Consider the following 26007-nt stretch of genomic DNA (forward strand, 5'->3'; position numbering starts at 1 on the left):
ATCCGCCGTGGGCGAAAAGCGCGTAAGCTACAGCCCAATACAATTCGGACAAACTGTACTGGACAACCCACCGTACAGTTCCTTCCCGCCATGAGCCGTTCCGTGCAAAGCCCTGCTCCGCCCGCGCCGTCGCGCACGCGCGTGGAAACCGTGATGGACACGCTGCGCGCGCGGATCGCGAGCCGCGCGCTGATGCCCGGCGCGCGCGTGCCGTCGATCCGGATGATGGCCGATGGGCTGCACGTGTCGAAATCGACCGTCGTCGATGCATACGAGCGGCTCGCGAGCGAAGGCGTGCTGGTCGCGCGGCGCGGCTCCGGCTTCTACGTGTCGGGCCATGCGCCGCCGCTCGCGCTCGCCGAGCTCGGCCCGCGCCTCGACCGCGAACTCGATCCGCTGTGGCTGTCGCGCCAGTCGCTCGAGGCGGCGCCGAATTCCGTGAAGCCCGGCTGCGGCTGGCTGCCGTCGTCGTGGCTACCGGACGAGAGCCTGCGCCGCGCGCTGCGCGCGGTATCGCGCGACGAACCCGACGCGCTGACCGACTACGCGACGCCGCTCGGGCTGCCCGCGTTGCGCCAGCAGCTCGCGTGGCGGCTCGCGCAGCACGGCGTCCAGGCGGAGCCCGCGCAGATCATGCTGACCGACGGCGGCACGCATGCGCTCGATCTCGTGTGCCGGCTGCTGCTGGAGCCGGGCGACACCGTCGTGCTCGACGATCCGTGCTACTTCAACTTCCAGGCGCTGCTGCGCGCGCATCGCGCGCGGATCGTCAGCGTGCCGTACACGCCGAACGGCCCCGATCTCGCGCGCTTCGAACAGGTGCTCGCCGAGCACCGGCCGCGCCTGTACATCACCAACTCGGCGCTGCACAACCCGACCGGCGCGACGCTCGCGCCGCCGGTCGCGCACCGGCTGCTGACGCTGGCGGCCGAGCACGGCCTGCTGATCGTCGAGGACGACATCTTCGCGGATTTCGAAAGCACGCCCGCGCCGCGCCTCGCCGCGTTCGACGGGCTGTCGCGCGTCGTGTCGATCGGCAGCTTCTCGAAAACGCTGTCGGCCGCGATCCGCTGCGGCTATGTCGCCGCACGCCCCGAGTGGATCGACGCGCTCGTCGACCTGAAGCTCGCGACGTCGTTCGGCAACGCGCAGATCGGCGCGAACGTCGTGCATCGGCTGCTGGTCGACGGCACGTATCGGCGCCATCTCGACAGCCTGCGTGCGCAACTGGCCGATGCGATGGGCGAAACGATCCGGCGGCTCGCGCGCGCCGGGCTCGGGATCTGGACGGAGCCGCGCGGCGGCCTGTTCGTGTGGGCGGAGCTGCCGGACGGGCTCGATGCGGCGCGCGTCGCGCGTCATGCGCTCGATCATGATGTCGTGCTCGCGCCAGGCGATGTGTTCAGCGCGTCGCACAGCGCGACGTCGTTCATGCGCTTCAACGTGTCGCGCTGCAAGGGGCCGGCCGTATTCGATGCGCTGGCGCGGGCGATGGACGCGGCGCGGGTGGCCGAACGCCACGGCCGCACGCTGGCCGACCAACGATGAACACCGAACTCGGCGGGGCGAATGGCCGCCCCGCCGCCGCTCTCATCGCTCCGCGGCGTGCGCCCTCGCCCGCACCTCGGCGAACGTCGTATCGACCAGCATCCGCCCCGTGTCGAACACCGTTTCGAGCGCGTCGTCCCACTCGCCTTCGAGCGCACGATCGTCCCACGCGACCGGCAGCGCGACCGTCCGGTACTCGCCCGTGCGCCGATTGCGCAGCAACGTGAGCCGCCCCTTCTTCGAGCGCTTGCCCTGATCGGTGACCGGATCCTTGCGGACGTCGTGCCAGACGCCGTCGCGCCGGATCGCCGAGCACTTCATCGCGAAGCGCTGCGTATCGCGATTCACCTGCTGCAGCAGCGCGCCGCCCATCCCGAACACGACGTTGCCGGCCGCATAGCCCGCGTCGTCGAGCGCGGCGAGGATCGCGCCGATCGACAGCTCGTCGACGCCGTCGCCCTGAATCACGCGCACGCGGTTCAACACGCGCCGCCCCTTGCCGTTTACAGTCGAACCGAACGATGCGTCGAGCGCGCGCACGGTCTGCAGCACGATCGTCACCGGGTCGCCCGAATCGGGACGCACGACGAGCGTCGCGCCCGAATCGATCACCGCCTGGCGCAGCGGACCGCCCCACATTTCAAGGGCGGCGAACAGATCGTAGGAGTCCGACACGACCGACACGATCGCGCCGGGCAGACCGAAGCGGCTGATCATGTTCCGATACGCATCGGCCTCGTGCTCACGCCCCCACGACGTGATCGTGCTGTGCTCGGCCGCCGGCACCGAGTACGCGGCCATCGGCTCGCGATAGAAGCGGTTCGCGGCCAGCACGCCGAGCACCGTATCGGAACCCATGAAGCTCACGAGGTGCGCGGCGCCGCCGATCGCGGCCGATTCCGCGCTCGATACGCCGCGCGCGCCGAAGTCGTGCAGCTTGAACGGCAACTGCGCGAGATCGTCGTCGGTCTTCTCGAGAAAGTGGCGGATGGTCTGCCGCAAGTGCCAGCTGCGCGTCGCGACCGTCACCGGGTACCACACGCGCAGCAGCATCGTCTCGAGATACGACGCGAGCCAGAACACCTTCGGATCGTCGCATTCGACGGTCATCAGCACGTTGTGCACCGGAACGATCGAACCCTCGGGCACCGCGCGAATCTTCACGGGCAGGTAGCCGTCGTAGTGCTCGACGACATGACGCCAGCCGTCCTCGTTGAACGGCTCGCCGTGCACCGCGAAGAAGTCGCGCGCGTCGTCGATCATCGCGTGCGTGACGGGCCGGCACAGATATTCCTTCAGCAGCATCTGCAGGCCGAAGAACAGCGTGCGGTCGTAGCGGCCGCCGCGCGATTCGACGTACGAGAACATCGCCTGCGCGTCGGGCGGATATTGCAGGAAGTGGGAAGCCTTGTACGAATCCGTATTGAGAATCGGATTGGCGAGAACCGCGGCAAAGCCGCAGGGATCGTTTTGCATGGCTAGAGCTCCTCTAGGCCGTTGAAGTGCCGCCGCGTCTGTCGCAGCGGACCGGTATCCGGGGAATCAGCGGATCACAGCTTCCCCAGGAAGTGATACGCGATCTCGAAGTGATCCTCGAACATCACGTTGCGCATCTGCGCGAATTCGTTGAGCGGCACCCAGCGCGCCTTGTCGGCGTCGTCGCTGCCCTTCACGCGCGGCAGCTCGCCGGTCGGGAAGTTGAACAGGCACGCGTGCGTGATCGTGCGGCCGCGCAGCGAGCGCGTGGGATGATCGAACACCTGGCGATCCTTGATCGAGCCGCGCAGTACGGGCTCCGGCAGCTTCAGGCCGGTTTCCTCGCGCAGTTCGCGGATGCACGCCGCGTCGAGCCGTTCGTCCTGCTCCACGAAGCCGCCCGGCAGCGCCCACAGGCCGCGGCCCGGTTCGCTGCGCCGGCGCACGAGCAGGATATGGCCCGAGTGCACGACCACCGCGTCGACCGTCACGAACGTGACCGGATACGGTGCGGCCGCCCATGCCTTGCGATACGCGGCGATGAACTCGGCCTCGGCCTTCAGCTGCGCGAATTCCGGCTGCGTGCGGAAACGCTCGAGCCAGCCGAACACGGGTTCCGGCACCGCCCATTGCACGAAGCTGTTGCTGCGTTCGGCGAAATACTGGTCGCGGATTTCGGTGGCGGAAATGTCTTCGGTCGCGTCGACGTCGACGAGCTCCCATTGCGGGAACATCCGCAGGTAATACGACGTGGCGTCCTTCTCGTGGCCGATCAGCCCGACCTTGCGCTGCGCGATGCTGCCGAGTGCGTCGGCCACGGCATCCTGCACCCAGCGCACCCAGTCGCCGTCGTTGTACGTCGAATCCTGCACGGGCGCGATCGTCACGCGCTCGCGTTCGGACGCATCGAGCAGCGAGGCCAGCATCTGGCGGCGCTCGTCGAACGAGAACGGATCCTTGATGGTGCGGGGCTTGTCGGTCGAGCCGATCAGCACGCACACGCGCTCGGCCCGGCTCAATGCCGACTTCAGCACGTTCAGGTGACCACGATGCGGAGGCTGGAAACGACCAATGAAAACGAGCGCGTCGAAGCGCCGGTTCTGTTGCGTACTCATGAGGCTCCCTCAAGAGATTGAAACGCTTCGGGTCTTTCCCGAAGGCATGGAATCGATCGTAGGGGAATTCCCGGAGAAGGTCAATCGAGCACGCACTCGACTTGACGAAGTCTGACGAAACGCGCGGTTTTGGCGCGTTACACTCGATTTCATCCTAATCTGCGCCGGCGCACCCGCCATCCATCATGAGAATTTCAGTGAGTCGGATCGTTGGCGTCGATCGCAGGCGCCTCTTCACGTGGTCGCAGGACTACGCGCGGCGGCTCGTGTGGGACAGCTTTCTCGCCGACGCCTATCTGCCCGACGGGATGACGGCCGACGTCGGCGTCGACGCGTTCTGCCGCAGCCAGTCGGGCGCGACGATGGTGTCGCGCTATATCTCGTACCGTCCGCCGCAGGTCGCGGCCGTCGAAATGATCGACGGGCCGAAGGTGCTCGAACGCTTCAGCGGCAGCTGGAACTTCACCGAGCGCACCCCGGACACGACCGAAGTGAAGTTCACGTACCACTTCCGCGCACAGCCGGCATGGCTGCGCTGGCTGCTCGAACCGCTGATCGGCGCGTTCTATCTCGTGCACACGCGCCGGCGTCTCGACTCGTTCAAGCGCTGGGCCGAGGCCGAAGCGCTGCCGCGCTGAGCGCCGCTCACGCGACGCCGCGTGCGACCTGCTGCCGGACCTGCGCGTGCGTGCCGAGCGCGGCGGCAATCGCGTCGACCGCATCGGCCGCGCGCGCCGCACCGCACATGAATGCGTCGACGGCTGCGAAGCCATGCTCGGGCCACGTATGAATCGTGATGTGCGACTCCGCGAGCAGCACGACACCCGTCACGCCGTGCTCGCCGCCGAAATGATGGAAATGCGCGCCGATCACGCGCGCGCCGGCGCGCTGCGCGGCGTCCGCGAGAATCGCTTCGAGCCGCACGGCATCGCGCAACAGCGCCGCGTCGATGCCGGCGAGATCGGCCAGCACGTGCGAACCGAGCGTCGCGCGCGGCGGGGCGATACACTCGCGCGCCGTCATTTGTGCGACCCGTACGACGAGTAGCCGCTGCGCGCCGACGAACTGCCCCACCCGCTGCCGACCGAACTCACGCCGCCCAGCGACGTGCAGCTGAACAACGTGACGACGATCAGCCCGTAGAGTCCATAGAGGATGTGACGCATCAGGTGTTGCCCCCATCCGATGCGAAGCCTTTCCACAGCCATTCAGGCAGCCACAGCACGAGCAGGCCGACCAGCACGAAGACGGAGCGGCCGCTGAACGAGAACAGCGAGCCGATGTTGAAGATCACGAGCAACGCGCTGAACACGAACGGCAGCGGCGCGAAGCTGTGCGGGTACTTTTCATCGAAGAGGCCCGTCGACTTCCCGGCCGAACCCGTTGCGGGCACAACGGCCGTCGTCTTGAGCGCCGGCGTGGCGAAGCGTTCGGCCAGCGCGCTGGCCGACAGCGGGCGCGCGCGCGACCACACGATCTCGGCGGCGCTGCGCTCGCGCGTGAGCTTGTCCTTCTGCCAGCCGTAGTCGGCGATCGACGTGCGGTCGCCGACCTGTACGCGCCAATTGAACGCGCCGACCACGTACACGACTTCCGAGTCGTACGTGTCGCGCAGTCGATAGGTCTTGCCGTCGTCGGTCACGTCGGACTCGCCGCCGATCGTCGGCCAGTGATCGAGCACCTGCACGCGCTCCCAGCGCCCTTCGCTCTGCACGAGCCACAGGAAGCCGCGCTTCGGGTTCAGCAGCAAGTACTCGTCCCACGTCTCGTCGTCGCCCGGCACGCGGCAACGCATCATGCCGATCACCGTGTACTTCACGCCGTCGAACGTGCCGGTCGCACCGAGCTCCAGTGCGCCCTTCACCGCATCGAGCCTGCGCTGCGCGGCGAAGACGGTCTGCTGCTCGGCCGTGCATTGCACGCCCGCGTGGCAGCTGCCGCACACGACGTAGTCGGCGAGGTTCGGCGCATACGACAGCGGCGCGCCGCAGCTCGGGCACGCGAACGGCACCATCGCCGCGCCGCGTTTCTCGCGCGTATCGGTTTCGATATCGCGCAGCCCGGTGAACGCGAGCGCGTCGAACTCCAGTGCCTCGCCCGTATAGACGGCGGGGCGCCCGCCGTTCGCATCGGCGTCGGAATAGTCGTAGGTCGCGAACGCGTTGCCGGTGCGCAGGTCGACGACGCGCGCCTCCCAGCCCGCATCGACGCGGAACGGCAACTCGCCGTCGCCGCCCGTACAGCGTGCGGTGCGCACGTCGGACACGAGATACGCGCGGCCGCCGTGATCGATCCGCATGCCGGGTTCGAGCGTGCCGAACGCCGGCCACGCGCCGCCGGACGCATCGTCGGGCTCGCGCACCGTGATCGCGTACTGGCCCGACGCATCCGACAGCCAGCCGAACGCGCCGTCGTCGAACACGACGTACCACTCGCTCCACGTGCCGGCGTCGTAGGTCATCTGGATGCGGCCGAGCACGGTGAACGCGCGCTTGCCGTAGCGTCCGGCCGTGCCGATCTGGATCGGCGACGCGTCGTCGAGCACCGTGGCGAGCTCGCCGATGCGTTCGACGTCAGCGCCGCGCTTGAGCAGCGTGCTGCGACAGAACGCGCAGACGGCCATTACCGCCGCCGCCGAGCGAAACTCGACCGGCGCGCCGCACTGGGGGCACGAAGTACTGAACATGCGTGACGCTTACCGGGTGAGCTTCGCGAGGATTTCCGCCTTCGCGCGCGAATAGTCTTCTTCGGTCACGAGACCCTTGTCGAGCAGGGCCTTCAATTGCTCGAGACGCTGCACGTAGTCGGTCCCTTCGGTCGATGCCGCCGGTGCGGTCGGGGCGGCCGGCTGCGCAGCCGCAACCGGTGCCGCGACGGGCGCGGGCGGCGCCGCTTGCGCCGCGTGCGCGGCGCCCGCGATCTGGCCGGCCATCGCCTGGCCGATCACCGCGCCGGCCGCGAGCCCCGCGCCGACTCCCGCGATGCCGCCCGGGTTCTGCGCGGCCAGCGGGATCGCCTGCGCGGTCTGGTATTGCGTCGCGCGGCCGAGATCGCCGGCCATCCCCGCGCCAATCCGCAGGTCGAGCGCCTTCTGCAGCTCGGCCGGCAGCGACACGCTTTCGACCGCGAATGCATCGAGCGCGAGGCCGTAGCGCGTGAACACCGGCACCAGCGCCTCGGCGACGCGTTGCGACAGCAGCGTCTGGTTCGCGGCCATGTCGACGAACGGCACGTCGGCCGAGCCGAACGTCGTGCTCATCGCGGTGACGACCAGGTTGCGCAGCTGCTGTTCGAGATCGTCGACCGTGTACTGCGCGCGCGTGCCGCTCACCTCGCGGTGGAACGCGGCCGCATCGACGATCCGGTACGAGTAGATGCCGAACGCGCGCAGCTGCACGAAGCCGAATTCGCGATCGCGGATCGTCACCGGCTGCGCGGTGCCCCAGCGCCGGCCGAGCTGCAGCCGCGTGCTGAAGAAGTAGACGTCCGACTTGAAAGGAGACTGAAAGAACTTGTCCCAGTTCTTCAGGTACGTGAGCACCGGCAGCGTGCGCGTTTCCAGCTTGTACAGCCCGGGCTGGAACACGTCGGCGACCTTGCCTTCGTTGACGAAGATCGCGACCTGCGTTTCGCGCACGGTCAGCTGGCCGCCGTACTGGATCTCCTGGTCTTCCATCGGATAGCGCCAGGCCAGCACGCCGTCGGTGTCTTCCGTCCATTGCAGGACGTCGATGAACTGCTTGCGGATAAACGAACCCAGACTCATGTCGGTCTCCTCGAACGCGTGGCGCGTCAGGTCAGGCAGGCGGCATTGATGATGCCGACGACGAGCGACGCGGTGCCCATCAGGCCGCCCATCGCGACGTTGCGATCCTCGATCGCATGGTTCATACCGGAAATCAGGCGGGTCAGCACCGCGTAGGTGACGAGCTGCACGGCCATCGCGCCGATGGCCCACAGCACGACTTCGCCGAGTGTCGAATTGTGCGCGATGCTGGAGGCGAGCGTCAGGCAGAAACCGATCAGCGCGCCGCCGAACGACAGCGTCGCGGCCGGGTTGCCGTCGCGGATCAGTGCCAGTTCGTCGAACGGGGTGACCTTCAGGTACACTGCCGCGAACACAAAAAGCAGCACGAACGCCGACAGTAAATGGACCGCATAAAGATAGGCACTATTCATTCTTTTCCTCGGATTTTGTGCTCGCTTCGCCGCCCCCTCTCCGGTCGGCCCATGGAGCGCCGCCCCGCGCCCGGCCGCCCCACGGATAGCCGCGCCAGTATATCCACATTGACGAACACTGCACAACGGACGCGCCATGCTGCATAAGCGCGCGCTCGTCCTGTCGATCCTCGTGCTCGCGTCGTGCGGGCTCGGCTACGAACTGATCAGCAGCGCGCTGGCGAGCTACCTGCTCGGCGATTCGATCCTGCAGTTCTCGTCGGTGATCGGCTGCTACCTGTTCGCGATGGGGATCGGCTCGTGGCTCGCGAAGTTCGTCGAGGACGACGACGTGCTCGACCGCTTCGTCGACATCGAGCTGCTCGTGGGCCTGCTCGGCGGCGTGTCGGCCGCGCTGCTGTTCGCGGTGTTCGGCTGGCTGGCCGCGCCGTTTCGCGCGGCGCTCTACGCGCTCGTGCTCGCGCTCGGCCTGCTGATCGGGATGGAGATCCCGCTCGTGATGCGTGCGTTCCAGCAGCGCCGCCAGGCGTTCCGCCATACCGTCAGCGAGGTGCTGACCTTCGACTATCTCGGCTCGCTCGCCGTGTCGCTGATCTTCCCGCTCGTGCTCGCGCCGCGTCTCGGCCTGTTGCGCACGAGCTTCCTGTTCGGGCTGCTCAACGCGTTCGTCGCGCTGTGGACGACGCACCTGTTCCGCGACGAGATCCGCAACGTGCGCGGCAAGCTGATGCGCGCGTCGCTCGTGATCGGGCTGCTCGTCGCCGGCTTCGCGCTGTCGGAGCGCATCACGCACTGGGCCGAACACGGCGTGTACGGCGACGAGACGGTCTATTCGGAAACCACACCCTATCAGCGCATCGTGCTCACGCAGTGGCACGACGACATGCGGCTGTACCTGAACGGCAACCTGCAGTTCTCGTCGCGCGACGAGCATCGCTATCACGAGGCGCTGATCCATCCGACGATCGAAGCGCTGCCGTGGGCGAAGCGCGTGCTCGTGCTCGGCGGCGGTGACGGCCTCGCGGTGCGCGAACTGCTCAAGCACCGCAACCTCGAACAGATCACGCTCGTCGATCTCGATCCGGCGATGACGAAGCTGTTCTCCACCTCCGTGCCGCTCGTGAAGCTGAACCAGGGTTCGCTGAAGGACCCGCGCGTGCAGGTGATCAACGCCGACGCGGTGCGCTGGCTCGAATCGAGCGCCGACGTGTACGACGCGATCGTCGTCGACTTCCCCGACCCGACCAACTTCGGGCTCGGCCGGCTGTATTCGGTGCCGGTGTTCCGGCTGCTCGCGCGCCACCTGTCGGAGAACGGCTATACGGTGATCCAGTCGACGTCGCCGTATTTCGCGCCGCACGCGTACTGGACGATCGTCGCGACGCTGCACGAAGCCGGACTCAACACGTGGCCGTACCACTGCTACGTGCCGTCGTTCGGCGACTGGGGTTTCGTGATCGCCGGCAAGCGCCGCGACTTCACCGTGCCGACGCACTATTCGGTGCCGACGCGCTGGCTCGACGCGCAGACGGCCGTCGAGATGTTCCACTTCCCGGCCGACATGCCGGCGCGGCCGATGTCGCCGAACGAACTCAACGACCAGCCGCTCGTGCGCCGCTTCGACGACGACTGGAAGCACGTGCTGCGCTGATGGATCGCCGCACTTTCCTCGTCGCGTCCGCCGCCGCGTCGCTCGCCGCATGCGGTCGCACCGGCTGGATCGAGACGACGCCGCGCATCGCCTACCCCGGCATGCGCGAAGGCCACGCGCTGCGCGACCACGCGGCGCTGCCGCCGCCGTCCGGCACGATCGAGACCGACGTCGCGATTCTCGGCGCCGGCGCGGCCGGCCTGTCGTGCGCGTGGCAGCTCGCGCGCGCCGGTCACACGCGCTTCGTCGTGCTCGCGGGCCCCGAATTCGGCGGCAATGCGGCCGGCGGCCGCTTCGGCGAGCTCGGCTATCCGAAAGGCGCGCACTACCTGCCGCTGCCTTCGCTCGAATCTACGCATCTGCGCGACATGCTCGCCGATCTCGGCGTGATCGAGTCGGCGCCGTTCTCCGCGCAACCCGTGTACGACGAACGCGTGCTCGTGCACGCGCCCGACGAACGGCTGTTCATCCGCGGCGAGTGGCAGGACGGCATCGTGCCGGCGACCGGCCTCGACGCCGACGCGCTCGCACAGCAAACGCGCTTTTTCGCGTACACGGACGGCCTGCGCACCGCGCGTGGCGCGGATGGCCGCAAGGTGTTCTGCATCCCGATCGCGGAATCGTCACGCGACGCGCGCTGGCGTGCGCTCGACCGGCGCTCGTTCAAGCAGTGGCTGCTCGACGAGGGTTACACCGCGAGCGCGCTGCACTGGTACCTGAACTACTGCTGCCGCGACGACTACGGCGCGGGCTACGAGCATGTGTCGGCGTGGGCCGGGCTCCACTATTTCTCGGCACGCGGCGGCCATGCGCGCAATGCGAGCGACGGCGCGGTGCTGACCTGGCCCGACGGGCTGCATACGATGGTGACGAAGCTGAGCGATTCGATCACCGCGCGCACCGGTTCGAATGCGTGGTCGCGGGACGGCTTCGCCGTTCGCGCGACCGAACGCGCGGGCGGCGTCGACGTGCTGTGTGCTCGCGTCGCCGACGACGGTACGCTGTCGACCTTCACGCTGAAGGCGCGACGCGTCGTCAGCGCGATGCCGCTGTTCGTCGCGGCGCGCGTGTTTTCGCAGCTTCACGCGTACGGCTTCGATCCCGCGCGCGACCTGCCGCCGCGCGCGCCGTGGCTCGTGTCCAACTTCCTGCTCGACGGGATGCCGGCCGAGGAGGCCGGCGTGCCGCTCGCGTGGGACAACGTCGTCTACGACGGCGCGGGGCTCGGCTATGTCGTGTCGACGCACCAGCTGATCCGGATGTCGCCGCCGACGCGCTCGGTGTTCTCCGCTTACCAGGCGCTGAGCACGCGCACGCCGGACGACACGCGCCGCTGGCTCGCGCAGGCGCAGCCCGACGCGTTGCGCGAGCAGGCGGCGATCGACCTGCAGGCCGTGTACGGACGCGAGCTGTGGAAGCATGCGAGCGCGCTCGAGATCACCGTGCGCGGTCATGCAATGGCGACACCCGACGTCGGCTTCCTGAGCCGGCCGGGGCTGCTCGCGCTGCGCGAGGCCGACGGCCCCGTCGTGTTCGCGCATGCGGATCTGTCCGGGCTGTCGCTGTTCGAGGAAGCGTCGTACTGGGGCGTACTCGCGGCCCGGCGCGTGCTCGCCTGAGCGCCGGCTGCCGGCGCACGCGGCGGCGCGCATTCCGTCATTGCGGCGCCGCCCGCAACCGCTATAATCGCGCGACATTCCGACTGCATTGAGCAGGCCGACGGTGCCGGGCCATTCGCCGCGCCGCATCCCCTCCTCGACAACAACAATGACACACCGAACCGTTCGACGCCTTCGCCCGTTCGCTCGCGCCGCCGCGCGCCTGCTCGCGTGCGCCCCGCTGCTGGCCGCGCCGCCGGCGCTGCATGCGGCCGATGCCGCCAGCCCGGACGCGCAGCCCGCGTCCGGCCGCTACATCGTCGTCGACACCGGCCATACGCCGGCCCGCCCGGGTGCAACCGGCGCGAGCGGCCGCGTCGAATACCGGTACAACCTCGATCTGTCCACCGCCGTCGCCGAGAAGCTCGCCACGCACGGCGACCGCGTGCTGCGTACGTCGGCCGACGGCCGCGAGATCACGCTCGACCAGCGTTCGACGCAGGCGCCCGACGCGAACCTGTTCGTGTCGATCCATCACGATTCGATGCAGCAGCAGTTCATCGACGCGGGGCGGCAACGCGAATTCCGCGGTTTCGCCGTGTTCGTGTCGGAACGCAATCCGCACTATGCGGAAAGCCTGCGTTGCGCGAAGTCGATCGCCGAGCGGCTGATCGCGGCCGGCGAACGGCCGTCGCTGTATCACGCGCAGCCGATCAAGGGCGAGAACCGCCCGCTGATCGATCCGCAACTCGGCATCCATCGCTTCGACGATCTCGTCGTGCTGCGCACCGCACCGATTCCGGCCGTGCTGGTCGAGGCCGGCGTGATCGTCAATCCCGACGAGGAAAAGCGTCTCGCGCAGCGCGAGACGATCCAGCGTCTCGCCACCGCGATCGCGGGCGGGATCGATGCGTGTACGGCGGCAAGGTAGAGGCTGGCGCCGGTCGATTTCAACGGTTTTCACCCAGAGGAGCCCCACCATGAAGAAAAAGAATCTGCTTGCATCCTTTGCGCTGCTCGGGCTTGCCGTTCCGTTTGCCGCGCAGGCGGCCGGGTGCGGGAAACCGCGCAGCGCGTTTGATCAGGTGTACTGCAGCAGCAACGAGTTCTCGCAGCTCGACCGCGAACTGAACGATCAGTACGGCCGCGTGCGCAAGCACCTGAGCGGCGACCAGCAGGCGAAGCTCAAGACGAGCCAGCTCGCGTGGATGAAGCAGCGCGACGACCGCTGCAGCGAAACGCGCGACGACGGCTACCTCGTGAACCTCCAGTGCGCGATCGACGCGACGCAATCGCGCCTGTCGTTCCTGCGCGAACGCGAGCGCGAATGCTCGAGCACCGGGTGCGTGACGGCGAAGCTCGGGGAGTAAGCGCTGCGCGGGTGTCGTGCCGTGAATCGCTTCGCGGCGCGGCACCCGCTTTCGCGCCATATTCGTTGCGGAGTACGCATGGCATCGAATACGACGATCGACATCCGCGCCGCCACGTCCGCCGACGCGCCGATCATCGCCGACATCCACGTCGCATCGTGGCAAGCGACGTACCCGGGCATCATGCCTGCGTCATTCCTCGCGGCGCTGTCCATCGAACAGCGCACCGCCGCGTGGCGCAATGCGCTCGATGCGGGGCGGCCGCGTGTCGCACTCGCCTTCACGCAAGACACGCCATCGGGCTGGATCGCCTATGGCCCGACACGCGACGCCGACAAGGACGCGACCTGGGGCGAGATCGAAGCGATCTACCTGCATCCGTCGCATTGCGGACAGGGAATCGGCGCCGCGCTGATCGCTCACGCATGCCGATCGCTGCATGACGCCGGCCACGAATGGGTGTCGCTGTGGGTGCTGGTCGAAAATCGTCGCGCGAAGGCGTTCTACGAACGCGAGGGCTTCGTCGCCGAGCGCGACGTCAAGACGTTCGAGATCGACGGCATGCCGATCGAAGAGGTCCGCTATTGGCGTGCGCTACCGTAGCCGGGCCATTCATCCCGTGCCGCCCTCCCCGTAACGCCCCGCAGACTTTCGGTCCATTTCCCCCCGCGTTCGACGCCGATATCGTGCTCGTGTCCACTCCCATCGCGGACACATCCAGACCGATCGATATCGAACCGGAGGCACATCATGCAATACGCATATCGTGGTGAAGACAGTCGGTACGCCCGACCGCACTGCTGATCATGACGCCGGTCGCGACGCCGGCCATCGACGTGAAAGACGGCGATCGCTGGATCCCGCTGTCCGAGTATTGAGCGCATTCGATCGCGACGACGCATGCCATGCCGATCGCGCGTGACCCCGCTGCGGGGTCACGCGTCATGCGCTCACAGAAACCACCGATATTCCCGCGCACCGATCTCGTTGCGAAAATCCAGTTCCTCCTGCCGCTTGTTCTCGCAATACACCATCACGAACTCGCTGCCGAGCCCGTCGCGCACGGCCGCATGATCCTGCATCGCCGCGACGGCCGACAGCATCTCCTTCGGAAAATCGATCCCGCTGCCGCGATCGTCGTTGAGCGGCGCGATCGGCTCGAGCCGCGCATCGAGCCCGTGCTCCATCCCGGCCAGGATCGCCGCGAGCACGAGGTACGGATTCGCGTCCGCGCTCGCGAGCCGATGCTCGATGCGCAGATTGCGCGCATCCGAATCCGGAATCCTGATGCACGCGTCGCGATCCTCGAAGCCCCAGCTTGCACGGCTCGCCGCGTTCACCATCGATCCGTAGCGGCGAAACGCATTGTGATTCGGCGCGAACACCGGCATGCAGTGCGGCAGCAGCGCGAGGCAGCCCGCCACCGCGTGCAGCAGCGGCCGCTGCCCGTCCGCGGCGAGCAGGTTGCGACCCGCATCGTCGTACAGGCTCACGTGCACATGCATCCCGCTGCCCGGCGCATGCAGGTACGGCTTGCCCATGAAGCTCGCGCGATAGCCGTGCTGCAACGCGACGCCGCGCGTGCTGCGGCAGAACAGCGCCGACCAGTCGGCCGCGCGCAACGCGTCGTCGGTATGGCCGAAGTTGATCTCGAACTGGCCGGGCCCGAGCTCGGCCGTGATCACCGTCGCGTCGACACCTTGCTCGCGCGCCGCCTCGACCATCTCGTGCAGCACGTCGGAAAACCGCGACAGCCGTTCGATATGCATGTTCGGCTGATCGTCGCGGTCGTCGCTCAGGCGGTCGCGCGGATACTGCGGCATCCCGTCCGCGAGCTGCGCGGCAAACAGATAGAACTCGAGTTCGAACGCGACGACCGGCCGGACCCCGCGCGCCGCGAACCGCCGCAGCACGCGCGCGAGCACCTCGCGCGGCTCGAACTCGATCGGCGCATCGGTACCGTCGGAACTGATCAGCATCTGCGCGAGCGGCTGCCGCTCCCAGCGCACCGGCTTCAGCGTGCCGGGGATCAGACGGCGCGGCGCGTCGGGGTCGCCGTCGTTGAAGCAGTAATCGCCGATCTTGTAGAGGCCGCCCTGTGTGCCGAGCAGCACGCAGTTCTGCGGCAGCTTCAGCAGCGCACCGGACGCGACCTTCTCCAGCGCATCGATCGGATAGCGCTTGCCGTAGAAGTGGCCCGGCAGGTCGAGACAGATCAGGTCGACATAACGGATCTCGGGATGCGCCTGCCGGAATGCGCGGACTTCATCGACCAGCACGGGAACGACGTCAGCCATGTCTCATCCTTTCCATGTCTTGTATGGCGGTGCCGCATCGCGGCGAACCGGACCCATCGGCATGCGGCACTCACATGCCCGATGTCGATCAGTACTGCAAACCGCTGGCACGGCGTGACGGCCCGTCAGGCCGACGCGCCAATGACTCAGGTGAACACCCAGATCACGCGCGTGAGCGTGTCGCCCAGGTTCGCGTAACGAAACCGCTGGTGCGCGGGCAACTGGAACGCGTCGTTCGGGCCCAGCGTGACGGGCGTGTCGTCACCGTCGATCCAGATCGTCAGCTCGCCTTCGAGCACGAAGCCGCCCTGCTCGTCGCTGTCGTCGACGGAGCGCTCGCCGCTGTTCGCGCCGGGTGCGAGATGGCTCTCGAGGATCGAGAAGCGCGAACGCATGTTCGGCGACACGAGGATGTCCGTGATGCCGGCCGCGTAATACACGGTGCGCCGCTCGTCGGGCCGCGTGACCCACGGCACGCTGCGCGGCTTGCTCAGGCTATAGAAGTACGTGGTCGGCACGCCGAGCGCCTCGCCGATCGCGGTGAGATCGGCCACCGTCGGGCGCGACAGCCCGCGCTCGACCTGCGACAGAAAGCCGACCGAGCGGCCGATCCGTTCCGCGAGATCGTTGAGCGTGACCTTGCGATGCTTGCGCAGGTCGCGGATCAGGATCGCCAGACTTTCTATCTCTTCCTGTTCGTTCATGTTGGATTCCGTGCGTCAGACGGTGTCAGACGGTATCGCGCAGACGGTACCAAACCTTGCCGAGCGCTTCCAGCGGCGCGGCGAGGCGGTCGCCGCCGGGGAAGCGCGGGTTGCGGATGCGCTGGTACTGCGCGAGCAGGCGATCGTCGCCGAGCACCGCATCGGCGACCGCGCGGGCACCGGCGAGTGTCGGCAGCACGCCGTGTCCCGAGAAGCCCTGCAGCCAGAAGCGCTGGCCGCAGCGGCCGATGTCCGGCGTGCGTCGCATGCTGATGTCGATGTGGCCGCCCCACGCGTAGTCGAGCGGCACGCCGCTCAGTTGCGGAAACACGCGTTCGAGGTGCGGGCGTGTCGCCGCCGCGATGTCGGCAGGTATGCCGCCGAGATACGTGCAGCCGCCGCCGAACAGCAGGCGGTGGTCGGGGCTCAGGCGGAAGTAATCGGGCACGAACTGGTTGTCGATCACGCAACTGTTCCGCGGCAGCAGCGAGCGTGCGACGTCCGGCGCGAGCGGCGCGGTCGCGACCTGATAGGTGCCGACCGGCAGCAGCCGGCGCGACAGTTCCGGATCGAGCCGGTCGACGTACGCGTTGCATGCGAGCACCAGCACGTCCGCGCGCACTTCGCCGTGCGCGGTGCGGGCGACGTGGCCGCCGGCCGTCTCGCGACAATCGAGCACGCGGCTTTGCTCGAAGATGCGGCCGCCGGCCCGTTCGATCGTCTGCGCGAGACCGAGCGCGAGCTTCAGCGGATTCAGATGGCCGGCCTCGGGATCGTAGAGCGCGGCGAGATAGCGCGCGCTGCCGATCCACTCGCGCATCTCGTCCTGCCCGATCACGCGCAGCCGGTCATAGCCCCAGCGCTGCGCCGCTTCGTCTCGCGCCTGCGCGAGCATCTCGACGCGTCGCGGGCGCACCGCGGCCCACAGGCTGCCGGGCCGGTAGTCGATATCGAAGCCGTGACGCGCGGGCAGTTCGCGCACTTCGGCAGCGGCCCAGCGCATGCTGTCCCACAGCAGGCGCGCGCCGTCGCGGCCGAGCGAATCCTCGAGCGGCTGCATGTCGCACGACCAGCCGAGCAACGCCTGACCGCCGTTGCGGCCCGATGCGGCCCACGCGACGCGGCTCGCTTCGAGCACGACCACGCGCTTGCCCGCGAGCGCCAGGCGCAACGCCGTGTGCAGCCCGCTGAAGCCCGCGCCGACGACCAGCACGTCGGCGTCGATGCGTTCGTCCAGTTCGGGACGCAGCGGGATCGGCGCCGGGTAGGTGCCGGCGTAGTAGCTTGCGACGTGACGGTCGGACTGCACGAACATGCGGGCTTCCGTGAAATTTTCGCCGGTTAATTTCATGAAAAATTAGCACGGCAATTTCACGGAGGCAAGGGGGATTGGGCGGGGGGCGAACTGGCAATACAGCCCGACGAACTAAAGTTCCTATAGTTACTACAGACTTTCCGGCGTCAGTGTTAATTGTGTAAAGCCTTGCGCACGACGGATCCCCCACTCCAATCAAGCTTCTATCTCGCCCCCAATTGAGCCATCAAGCAATGGAAGAAACCGATGTCATCCACGTTACCTTCCCTTCCCCATTGCGCCGGTTGATTCACCGCTTGTGAACGATTGAATCAAGCACGAAGCTGGTCGTCATATTTTGCACACCGTCCATCGCACTGATCGTCGCCCAGATATCGCTGATGCGCTCGTGCGTGGGCGCCTCTATCTGCACCAGCAAATCGACCTCGCCGCTGAGCACCGCGCAATCGCGCACCTCGGCGATCCGCTCCAGTGCGGCAAGCACGTCCGCGCCCCGCATCCGGTCCTTGCGGTAAACGAGCATGACGGCGCGCACCGGCACGACATCGTCGGGCAATGCGAGTCGCACCGTATAGCCTGCAATGATGTTCAGCGCTTCGAGCCGGTCGATCCGGTTTCGAACCGCCTGCCTGGACAGACCGATCCTGTCGGCCAGCACCGCGAGCGGAACCCGCGCATCCGCGGACAACGCGTCGATGATCTTCTGGTCCAGGCTGTCGATCTTCATTCCCCAAACCCGGGGTGCAGGGCGCCGCGTGCATCGACCGCGTCGCGCAATGCCGCGATGTGGCCGGGACCGATTCCGCAGCACCCACCGACGATCTGCGCGCCCAGCGCAAGCCACTGCTCCGCCCATCTTGCATAGCCGGGTGGATCGATGTCGCCACGCAAACCGTGGAGTTCCTCGTTAGCGCGCGCATCGGCGCGCTGAGGCGGAAACGCGTTCGCATAGGCGCCGACCGCGAGCGGCGTTCCCATTTGCGCGAGCGTGCGCTGCACCATCTCGATCGCCGCACCCATCGACTCCGGCTGGCTGCAGTTGAACAGCAGCGCAGTTGCGCCCGCGGACACGGCAGCGTCGATCGCTTCGTTGAGCGGCTGCCCCGATCGCAGTACCGGTGTGGCGCCTGGCTCGACGTCGTCGCGCAGCGTGAACGAGACCCACAGCGGTTTCGGATTGTCACCGAGCGCTCGCCTGACCGCGCCGATTTCGTCGGTCAGGCTCTGCGTCTCGGCCAGCCACAAGTCGACGTAGGAATCGAGCCCATCGACGAGTGTCGCCAAGATGGCATCGGCGCGCGCCGCATCGAACAGGTCGGGTCGGTAGGAGCCGCCCGTCGGCGGAAGCGATCCGGCGACGCGCACGGGCCGCCCCGCACGGTCCGCCGCTTGCCGCGCGAGTTGCCCGGCAAGGGACGCGAGCGCGACGCCGTCACGACGGAACCGCTCCTCGCCGATATGGAACGGTACGACCGCATAGCTGTTCGCGGTGATCACATCGGCGCCCGCCGCAACGAACGCGTCGTGTGCGAGACCGACGTAATGCGGCGCTTCCATCAGCGCGAGCGCCGACCACTCCGGCTGCCTGAACGGCGCTCCGATCCGCGCCAGTTCGCGCCCCATGCCGCCGTCGAGTACTGTGATGTCATGCATAGTCCGTGCTCCATGGTTGCAATCCGTGCATCAAGTGCCCGAATCGATTCAAAGGTCGGCGCAACGCACACGGCATCCATCGATACGTAAGCGCCGATCCGAGTCAGATCTGCTCCAGCGCCTGCGCGATATCGCATTTCAGATCGTCGATGTGCTCGATGCCGACCGAATAGCGGATGAAATTGAGCGGAATGTCGGCTGCTCGCATTTGCTCCGCCGACATCGTGCCTGCCCACATGGACGCCGTGTGGATCGCGAGCGAATCGACGCCGCCGAGATTGCCTGCATTCATCGGCAAGCGCAGCGCCTCGACAAAGCGTTGCGCTTCGCCGTAGCCTCCGCGCACGCCGAACGCCACCACGCCGCCGAAACCGCGCATCTGCCGGCATGCGAGCCCATGCTGGGGATGGCTGCGCAGGCCCGGATAGAACACGCGCTCGATCTTCGCGTGAGCTTCGAGGAATTCGGCGAGCGCCTGAGCGTTCGCATTGATCCGCTCGACGCGCATCGGCAGCGTGCGCAGCCCTCGCAGCAGCAGCCACGCGTCCATCGGCGACAGCACCGAGCCAAGCGTGATGTGCGTATGCCAGATCTGCTCGGCGAGTACGCGGCTCGTGCAGATCACGCCGCCCGTCAGGTCATGATGGCCGCCGAGATACTTGGTCGCGCTATGCACGACGATGTCGACACCGAGCCGGTGCGGCTGCTGGTTGACCGGCGACGCGAACGTGTTGTCCGCGAGCGTCAGGATGCCGCGGGCTCTTGCGATTTCAGTCACCGCCCCGATGTCGGTCACGAGCAGCAGCGGATTGACCGGCGACTCGAGTACGATCAGCCGTGTGTTCGGCCGGATCGCGCGATCGAACGCGGCCACGTCGGTCTGATCGACGAACGTCACCTCGACGCCGAACCGGCGCAGCATGTCGTCGAGCATCTTCGTGGTGCTCATGTAATGACGGGTCTGGCCGACGACGTGATCGCCGGCCTTCACGACACTGAGGATCGCGGTTGCGATCGCGCCCATTCCGGATGCCGTAACGAGCGCGGTCTCGGTGCCCTCGAGCTCCGCCATGATCGCCTTCACGCGCTCGTGAACCGGATTGCCGTAGCGGGTGTAGTTGCGCGGATGCTGCGCCACGCTCGACATCTCCGCGAATTCCTCGCTGCCGGCTGCCTTGAATACCGCCGAATAGTGGATCGCCGGCGCGACCGACTTCTCGTCGGTCACGTCGCGGTCCGCAGCGAGCGCCAGCGTTTCAAGCTTGTATCCCATGTCGTCCTCGGATCGTTCGTTGTGTCGCGTTCATGCGGCGCCCGTCAAGCACGCACGCTGCCCAGATGGCGATTCAGCAAACCTTCGACGCGCTTGAGCACGGTCGAAAGCACAGCCGTGATACCGACGTACACGATGCCGGCCAGCATCAGCGCGTCGGTCGTATAGGTTTCGATCGAGATGCGTCGCGCGACACCGGTCAGGTCGAGCACGGTGATCGTGCTGGCAAGCGCGGTCGACTTCAGTTGCAGCACGATCTCATTGCCGAGCGTCGGTGCGACGATGCCGATCGCGCGCGGCACGATCACGAACCAGGTGAGCATGAAGCGGCTCATCCCGAACGCGAGCGCGGCCTCCTTCTCGCCGGCGGGAACGCCGGCGATCCCGCCGCGGATGTCTTCAGCCATGTACGCCGCGAGATTGAGCGTCAGCGCGCACAACGCACACGAGAACGATCCGCCGACCAGCAGCCACAGAGGCGACGCGCGCACGATCGAGAACTGCGCGAGCCCGTAATACAGCACGAAAATCTGCACCAGCAGCGGCGTGCCGCGAAACACCGACATGAACAGGCGGGTCGGTGTCGACAGCCACCGGCATGCCGACGTGCGCGCGACAGCCAGCGGCACCGCGAGCGCGAACGCGAGCGTGCATGACAGCACCAGCAGTTCGAGCGTGATCCATATGCCGCGCGCGACGTCCGGGCCGGACTGCACGATGAGGGAAAGAAAGTCGTTCATCACGTAGCCCCCGTCAGATGCGTTTTGCGTAACCGCGGCCCGCGATGCGCTCGAGCCATGCGAACACGGGGTTGGATACAACGAGAAATCCGAAATAGACGATGCCGACCGTCACGTAGAAGACGAATGGCTGCTTGGTGAACTGCGCGGCGATATTGGCCTTGCGCAGCATGTCCTCGAGCCCGACGATCGACACCAGCGACGTGTCCTTCAGCAAGTTCTGCCACATGTTGTTCAGGCTCGGCAGGCAGATGCGCCACGCCTGCGGCAGGCGCACGTGCCACAGTGTCTGCAGGCGTGTCATCCCGTACGCGCGCGCGGCCTCGATCTGTCCGGCCGGCACCGCGATGAACGCGCCGCGGAACATCTCCGAGGAGTAGGCGCCGAACACCACGGCGAGCGCGATCACGCCGGCGGAGAACGGGCTGATGACAAAGGCGCCATCGAATTGCGCGTTGAGCAGATGCGACAGCCCGAAGTAGCAGATCAACAGGATCAGGAACTCGGGAATGCCGCGCAGGAAATTGGTCAACGCATAGGTCGCATGTCTGAGCCACCCCAGGCTCGACAGTTTTGCCGATGCACCGGCGATGCCGAGCAGCATGCCGACGCACAGCGCGGCGACTGCAAGCTCCAGCGTGACGAGCGCGCCAGCCGCGATCTGCGCGCCGTAGTTCACCAAGATGTCCATCGTAATATCGCTCCTTGTGAGCCCGATTCGCGCAGGCCGCCGTCCGGCGCCCGCGCGGTACCGATGCGCAGTTATTGCGGCGCGATGCTGAACGGGAAATAGCGCTTGTTGGCTGCGGCGAACGTGCCATCCGCCTGCACCTGCGCGATGCCTTTGTCGAACAGCGCCTTCAGCGGCGCGTCGCCCTTGCGTACCGCGATCGCCGTACCGTCGCCGAAGATCTCCGCATCGGCGATCGGCTTGCCGACGAAGTCGAAGCCTTCCTTCCTGCCGGCCTTCGTCAGCCAGTCGTACGCGACCGTGTTGTCGGCAAACACCGCATCGACGCGTCCGGCCTCGAGATCGAGCCAGGCTTCGTCGAGCGTCTGATAGACCTTCACGTTGATCCCCGACTTGCTCGCCGGCAGGCGGCGGCGCAGATAGGATTCGTGCGTCGACGCCGTCTGAACGCCGATCGTCTTGCCGCGCAGCGTGGCGGCGTTGTCCGTGACGCCCGAGCCCTGCTTCGCGACGAACTGCACGGGCGCCGTCGTGAAGATGCGCGTGAAGTCCACCGACTGCTCACGCTCCGGCGTCTTCGACATTTGCGCGAGCACCGCATCGATCTGCTTCGCCTTGAGTGCCGGAATCAGCGCGTCGAAATCCATCGTCACCCACTGGCACTTGACCTTCATCGTGTCGCACATCTTCTTGCCGATATCGATCTCCATGCCCTGCAGCTTGCCTGATGCATCCTTGTATTCGAACGGCGCGTAATCGGCGAGCGTGCCGACCCGCACGACCTGCTCGGCATGCGCGACCGATCCGAGCAATGCCGCGCCCACGCACAGCGACTGAAGCAGCTTCTTCATGATGTCCTCTCCGGTTGGCATTGAATCCGCATCAAATGATGCTGGACAGAAACTTCTGGAAACGCGGTGATTTCTGGCTCGCGAACACCTCATCGGGACTGCCGTCTTCCTCGATTCGTCCCTGGTGGACGAACACGACGCGGTTCGCGACTTCGCGCGCAAACCCCATCTCGTGTGTGACGACGAGCATCGTGCGTCCCTCGTCGGCCAGCGAGCGCATCACTTTCAATACTTCGCCGACGAGCTCCGGATCGAGTGCCGACGTCGGCTCGTCGAACAGCATCACGTCGGGGTCGGTCGCGAGCGCTCGTGCAATCGCAACGCGCTGCTGCTGGCCGCCCGACAGCTGGTTCGGATAGTGTTCGCACTTGCCGGCGAGCCCGACGCGTTCGAGCATCGCAATCGCCTTGTCGCGGGCGTCGCGCTTCGGCACGCCGAGCACGCGCACCGGCACGAACATCACGTTCTGCAGCACGGTCATGTGTGCCCAGAGATTGAACTGCTGGAACACCATCGCGAGCTTGCGGCGCACGCGCATCACCTGCCGCGCGTCGGCCGCGACGAGCGCGCCGTCGCGGCCCGCCTGTTTCAGCGCGAGCGTTTCGCCATTCACGCAGATCCGGCCACGGTCGGGCATTTCCAGCAAGTTGATGCACCTGAGGAACGTACTTTTGCCCGACCCGCTGCTGCCGAGGATCGACACAACCTCGTGATTCCTCGCGGTCAACGAGATGCCCTTCAGCACCTCGACACCGCCAAACGACTTGTGAATATCCTCGACCACCAGCGCGTCAGCCGCCGGTTTGCATGCAGGAATTGCTGCTGGCATCCTCGACTCCTTCTTCGATACGTTGCTCACACCGCTCCGGTTCGCGCCGCGCCGGCCCGCGAGGGGCCCGCGCTTGCGCATCAGCTCGACAGCCACCGGTTGCGCCTGAAGCAGACCACCTTCGGCTGCGTCATTTCCGTCATCGCGAACCGAACGCCTTCGCGGCCCAGCGACCCATGCTTGAATCCGCCGAACGGCATGCCGTCGAAGCGGTAATCGGACGAATCGTTGATCATCACGCCGCCCGCCTGCAGGCGCTCGGCCGCGCCGAGCGCCACCTCCAGGCTGCCGGTGAACACGCCTGCATGCAGGCAGCTCTCCGACGCGTTGGCCGCGTCGAACGCCTGCTGCAGGTCGGCGAATTTCTCGATCGTCACGACCGGCGCGAATACCTCGTCGGTCCATACGCGCGCGTCGTGCGGCACGTCCGCGAGCACCGTCGGTTCGTACAGTGCCCCGCGCCGCCGATGGCCGGTCAGCACTGTCGCGCCACACGACACGGCTTCGTCGACCCAGCGTTCGATACGGATCGCCTGTTCCTCGCCGATCATCGGCCCCATGTCGGTCGCGTCGTCCAGCGGATCGCCGACGACCATCCTGCCGGTCAGTTCGACGAAATACCGGACGAACGGCTCGTACGCGGCTTCGGCGACGAAGATTCGCTGCGTGCCGATGCAGTTCTGTCCTGCGGCCCAGAATGCGCCCGACACGCACGATTCGGCGGCATCCTTCAGGTCGCAGTCGGCCATGACGATCACGGGCGCATTTCCGCCCAGGTCCATCGCGATCTTCTTGAGGCCGGCATCGCGTGTGATGGCTTCGCCGGTCTGCGGGCCGCCCGTGAAGGTCACCATCCGGATCCGCCGGTCGCGCACCAGAGCGGATGCGATCTCCGCGCCGCCGTGCACAACCTGCAGCGCGTCGCGCGGCGCACCGGCTTCCCACAGCACCTCGACGAGCGCCTGTGCGGACAGCGGCGCGAGCAACGAGGGCTTCAGGATGACCGCGTTGCCGGTCGCAATCGCAGGTCCAAGCTTGTGTGCAACGAGGTTCAGCGGGTCGTTGAACGGTGTGATCGCGAGAATTACGCCCAGCGGTTCCAGCGTGTAATAGCCGCTGCGATCCTCGGAGCCGGGATACCCGTCGAACGGGATCGTCTCGCCGGTGAGTCGTTTCGCTTCCTCGCCCGACAGGCGCAGCGTGTTCACGCAGCGCGCGACTTCCTTGCGGGCCTGCCGCAGCGGCTTGCCCGCTTCGAGCGCGATCGTGCGTGCAAATGTCTCCGCTTGTGCCTCCACGCTCGCGGCCGCGCGAAACAGGATGTCGGCGCGCTGGCTACGTGGCATGGCTGCGGCTGCACGCGCGCCATCGAGCGCGCGCTCGACGAGGGCCGGCGCCGCGTCGGCACGCGACAGACGGACCTGGCCGACGATCGAGCCGTCATAGGGCGACCGAACCTCGGCTACGCCGGCTCCCGTGCAGTCGGTCATCACCGCATCGCGCGCGCTCATGCGGCCACCTCGTGCGAGGCTGCACCAATCCTGTCGGCGAGTTCGATCAGATCGGAGAGGATCGCAAACGCCGTTTCCTCGCGCCCCGCACCGGGCCCGCTGATCGTCACCCCGCCGAGCACGTCGGTGTCGAACGTGATCGCGTTCGTCACGCCGCTCGCGGCAAGCAACGGATGCCCGGCAGGCAGCTTGCGCGGTTCGACGCTCGCGGTGACGGTGCCGTCCGGATGGCGGACGGCAGAACCGATCAGCCGCCAGGACATGCGCTCCGCCGCCGCTGCGCGCACGTCGTGCTCGGTCAGTTCGACGATGCCGCGGCACGTCACATCGCCCCGCTTGAGGCCGGCATTCCACAGCGCGTTCGCCAGAATGACGACTTTCAGCTGTACGTCCGAACCGTTGACGTCGGCCGCCGGGTTCGCCTCCGCATAGCCGCGCTGCTGCGCATCCCGGATCGCCGCATCGAAGCTCGCGCCGGCCTCGACCTCACCGAGCACGTAATTCGACGTGCCGTTCAGGATGCCGGCGAAGCCGTTGATGTCGCAGCCGCGCAGCGAGGTCGCGAGTTGCCGCAGCACCGGCGTGCCGCTCATCACCGTGCCCTCGTACATCACGCAAGCACCCGATTGCGCGGCGATCCGCGCCAGCGCCGGCTGCGCGAGCGCGATCGGCCCCTTGTTGGTCGTGATCACGTGCTTGCCGCATTCGAGCGCGGTACGGCAATGCGACAGCGCAGGCTCACCGGTGTTCGGATCAGTGAAGGTCGCCTCGATGACGACATCCACGTGTTCCGACGCGATGGCCTTCAGCACCGCACCGAGGCCGACGTCCGGCGACACCAGCGTGCCGGGATCGCGACGTAGCGCTTCCGCGTCGACGCCCCGCCGCGCGGTTTCGTCGAGGACGTCCAGCGCAATGCCGCGAGGATTCGTCGCGATCCCGAGCCGCAGGTCGGCGACCACCGTCACCGATACGTCGAGTCCCGCCGCACCCAGCATCGCACGCTTCTTTTTGAGCAGTTCCACCAGTCCCTGATTGACTCCGCCGAAACCGACCAGTGCCAGTTTGAGTTCCATCTTGATCATCTCCTGTTCATTGACTACATGGCACAGGTTAGTCATGCGAATCGATTTTCAAATTAGTCGTTTCGCCCGATTCAGGTAGTCACCCGTTGCGGTTTGTCATGCGGGACGGGCGGATCGCCAG

Annotated in this window: 26 protein-coding genes; 7 read left to right on the forward strand and 19 right to left on the reverse strand. The window is 67.0% G+C overall.

Annotated elements, in window-relative coordinates:
• The first annotated feature begins 90 nt into the window (after positions 1-90).
• Positions 91-1548, forward strand: a complete 1458-nt coding sequence (locus BAMB_RS21355; protein WP_011659251.1) for an aminotransferase-like domain-containing protein — start codon at positions 91-93, stop codon at positions 1546-1548.
• A 42-nt stretch (positions 1549-1590) separates the two neighbouring features.
• Here the strand turns inward: BAMB_RS21355 and BAMB_RS21360 are convergent, their stop codons facing one another.
• Together BAMB_RS21360 and BAMB_RS21365 are read right to left on the reverse strand one after the other, a co-directional pair.
• Entirely contained in the window at positions 1591-3024 is a 1434-nt protein-coding gene (locus BAMB_RS21360) for a nicotinate phosphoribosyltransferase (protein WP_011659252.1), read from the reverse strand.
• A 74-nt stretch (positions 3025-3098) separates the two neighbouring features.
• Complete coding sequence (locus tag BAMB_RS21365; RefSeq protein ID WP_011659253.1) at positions 3099-4139, reverse strand: bifunctional nicotinamide-nucleotide adenylyltransferase/Nudix hydroxylase; 1041 nt, start codon at positions 4137-4139, stop codon at positions 3099-3101.
• Positions 4140-4324: 185 nt separating this feature from the next.
• Here BAMB_RS21365 and BAMB_RS21370 point away from each other — a divergent pair, with 185 nt between their 5' ends.
• Positions 4325-4777, forward strand: coding sequence for a type II toxin-antitoxin system RatA family toxin (locus tag BAMB_RS21370; RefSeq protein ID WP_011659254.1), 453 nt, complete (start codon positions 4325-4327; stop codon positions 4775-4777).
• Positions 4778-4784: 7 nt separating this feature from the next.
• On the opposite strand, the gene speD is transcribed toward BAMB_RS21370, so the two are convergent.
• The 5 genes from speD to BAMB_RS21390 are packed head-to-tail and all read right to left on the reverse strand — an operon-like array spanning position 4785 to position 8318.
• A complete protein-coding gene (gene speD, locus BAMB_RS21375; RefSeq protein WP_011659255.1) occupies positions 4785-5162 on the reverse strand; it encodes an adenosylmethionine decarboxylase in 378 nt (125 codons plus the stop codon).
• Positions 5159-5305: a hypothetical protein gene (locus tag BAMB_RS35455; RefSeq protein WP_164714756.1), complete on the reverse strand. Its 147-nt coding sequence runs from the start codon at positions 5303-5305 to the stop codon at positions 5159-5161. The genes speD and BAMB_RS35455 overlap by 4 nt, the downstream gene beginning before the upstream one ends.
• The gene (locus BAMB_RS21380; protein ID WP_011659256.1) at positions 5305-6825 is read right to left on the reverse strand and encodes a DUF4178 domain-containing protein; all 1521 of its coding nucleotides are present in this window, start codon (positions 6823-6825) and stop codon (positions 5305-5307) included. The genes BAMB_RS35455 and BAMB_RS21380 overlap by 1 nt, the downstream gene beginning before the upstream one ends.
• Positions 6826-6834: 9 nt before the next feature.
• Positions 6835-7905: an SPFH domain-containing protein gene (locus tag BAMB_RS21385; protein ID WP_011659257.1), complete on the reverse strand. Its 1071-nt coding sequence runs from the start codon at positions 7903-7905 to the stop codon at positions 6835-6837.
• 26 nt (positions 7906-7931) lie between these two features.
• On the reverse strand, positions 7932-8318 hold the full coding sequence (locus BAMB_RS21390) for a DUF350 domain-containing protein (RefSeq protein WP_011659258.1): 387 nt from the start codon (positions 8316-8318) through the stop codon (positions 7932-7934).
• A 136-nt stretch (positions 8319-8454) separates the two neighbouring features.
• Between BAMB_RS21390 and BAMB_RS21395 the strand changes: the two genes are divergently transcribed.
• From BAMB_RS21395 to BAMB_RS21415, 5 genes are all read left to right on the forward strand, one after another.
• A complete protein-coding gene (locus BAMB_RS21395; RefSeq protein ID WP_011659259.1) occupies positions 8455-9969 on the forward strand; it encodes a polyamine aminopropyltransferase in 1515 nt (504 codons plus the stop codon).
• Positions 9969-11588 carry an FAD-dependent oxidoreductase gene (locus tag BAMB_RS21400; RefSeq protein ID WP_011659260.1) on the forward strand — a complete coding sequence of 540 codons (1620 nt, stop codon included), beginning with the start codon at positions 9969-9971 and terminating at the stop codon, positions 11586-11588. The genes BAMB_RS21395 and BAMB_RS21400 overlap by 1 nt, the downstream gene beginning before the upstream one ends.
• A gap of 148 nt (positions 11589-11736) precedes the next feature.
• The gene (locus BAMB_RS21405; protein ID WP_011659261.1) at positions 11737-12498 is read left to right on the forward strand and encodes an N-acetylmuramoyl-L-alanine amidase family protein; all 762 of its coding nucleotides are present in this window, start codon (positions 11737-11739) and stop codon (positions 12496-12498) included.
• A 49-nt stretch (positions 12499-12547) separates the two neighbouring features.
• Positions 12548-12937: a lysozyme inhibitor LprI family protein gene (locus BAMB_RS21410; protein ID WP_011659262.1), complete on the forward strand. Its 390-nt coding sequence runs from the start codon at positions 12548-12550 to the stop codon at positions 12935-12937.
• Between the two features lie 78 nt (positions 12938-13015).
• Positions 13016-13540 (forward strand): GNAT family N-acetyltransferase, encoded by a 525-nt coding sequence (locus BAMB_RS21415; RefSeq protein ID WP_011659263.1) that lies wholly within the window; start codon positions 13016-13018, stop codon positions 13538-13540.
• A gap of 347 nt (positions 13541-13887) precedes the next feature.
• On the opposite strand, the gene BAMB_RS21420 is transcribed toward BAMB_RS21415, so the two are convergent.
• From BAMB_RS21420 to BAMB_RS21475, 12 genes are all read right to left on the reverse strand, one after another.
• Positions 13888-15234, reverse strand: a complete 1347-nt coding sequence (locus BAMB_RS21420) for a glutamine synthetase family protein (RefSeq protein ID WP_011659264.1) — start codon at positions 15232-15234, stop codon at positions 13888-13890.
• A gap of 146 nt (positions 15235-15380) precedes the next feature.
• Positions 15381-15938 carry a helix-turn-helix domain-containing protein gene (locus tag BAMB_RS21425; protein WP_011659265.1) on the reverse strand — a complete coding sequence of 186 codons (558 nt, stop codon included), beginning with the start codon at positions 15936-15938 and terminating at the stop codon, positions 15381-15383.
• Between the two features lie 25 nt (positions 15939-15963).
• A complete protein-coding gene (locus BAMB_RS21430) occupies positions 15964-17253 on the reverse strand; it encodes an NAD(P)/FAD-dependent oxidoreductase (protein ID WP_041491673.1) in 1290 nt (429 codons plus the stop codon).
• Between the two features lie 289 nt (positions 17254-17542).
• Positions 17543-17980, reverse strand: coding sequence for an Lrp/AsnC family transcriptional regulator (locus tag BAMB_RS21435; protein WP_011659267.1), 438 nt, complete (start codon positions 17978-17980; stop codon positions 17543-17545).
• Positions 17977-18906: a homocysteine S-methyltransferase family protein gene (locus BAMB_RS21440; RefSeq protein ID WP_011659268.1), complete on the reverse strand. Its 930-nt coding sequence runs from the start codon at positions 18904-18906 to the stop codon at positions 17977-17979. Before BAMB_RS21440 ends, BAMB_RS21435 begins: the two co-directional genes overlap by 4 nt.
• A 103-nt stretch (positions 18907-19009) precedes the next feature.
• Positions 19010-20179: a trans-sulfuration enzyme family protein gene (locus BAMB_RS21445; RefSeq protein WP_011659269.1), complete on the reverse strand. Its 1170-nt coding sequence runs from the start codon at positions 20177-20179 to the stop codon at positions 19010-19012.
• A 44-nt stretch (positions 20180-20223) separates the two neighbouring features.
• Positions 20224-20919 carry an ABC transporter permease gene (locus BAMB_RS21450; RefSeq protein WP_011659270.1) on the reverse strand — a complete coding sequence of 232 codons (696 nt, stop codon included), beginning with the start codon at positions 20917-20919 and terminating at the stop codon, positions 20224-20226.
• A 13-nt stretch (positions 20920-20932) separates the two neighbouring features.
• Positions 20933-21610 (reverse strand): ABC transporter permease, encoded by a 678-nt coding sequence (locus tag BAMB_RS21455; protein WP_011659271.1) that lies wholly within the window; start codon positions 21608-21610, stop codon positions 20933-20935.
• Between the two features lie 71 nt (positions 21611-21681).
• A complete protein-coding gene (locus BAMB_RS21460; RefSeq protein ID WP_011659272.1) occupies positions 21682-22461 on the reverse strand; it encodes a transporter substrate-binding domain-containing protein in 780 nt (259 codons plus the stop codon).
• Positions 22462-22492: 31 nt separating this feature from the next.
• Positions 22493-23290 (reverse strand): ABC transporter ATP-binding protein, encoded by a 798-nt coding sequence (locus tag BAMB_RS21465; protein WP_011659273.1) that lies wholly within the window; start codon positions 23288-23290, stop codon positions 22493-22495.
• 80 nt (positions 23291-23370) lie between these two features.
• Entirely contained in the window at positions 23371-24801 is a 1431-nt protein-coding gene (locus tag BAMB_RS21470; RefSeq protein WP_011659274.1) for an aldehyde dehydrogenase family protein, read from the reverse strand.
• Positions 24798-25877 carry a homoserine dehydrogenase gene (locus BAMB_RS21475; RefSeq protein WP_041491675.1) on the reverse strand — a complete coding sequence of 360 codons (1080 nt, stop codon included), beginning with the start codon at positions 25875-25877 and terminating at the stop codon, positions 24798-24800. Before BAMB_RS21475 ends, BAMB_RS21470 begins: the two co-directional genes overlap by 4 nt.
• Positions 25878-26007: the final 130 nt, after the last annotated feature.

This window comes from Burkholderia ambifaria AMMD, from assembly GCF_000203915.1.
GTDB lineage: Bacteria > Pseudomonadota > Gammaproteobacteria > Burkholderiales > Burkholderiaceae > Burkholderia > Burkholderia ambifaria.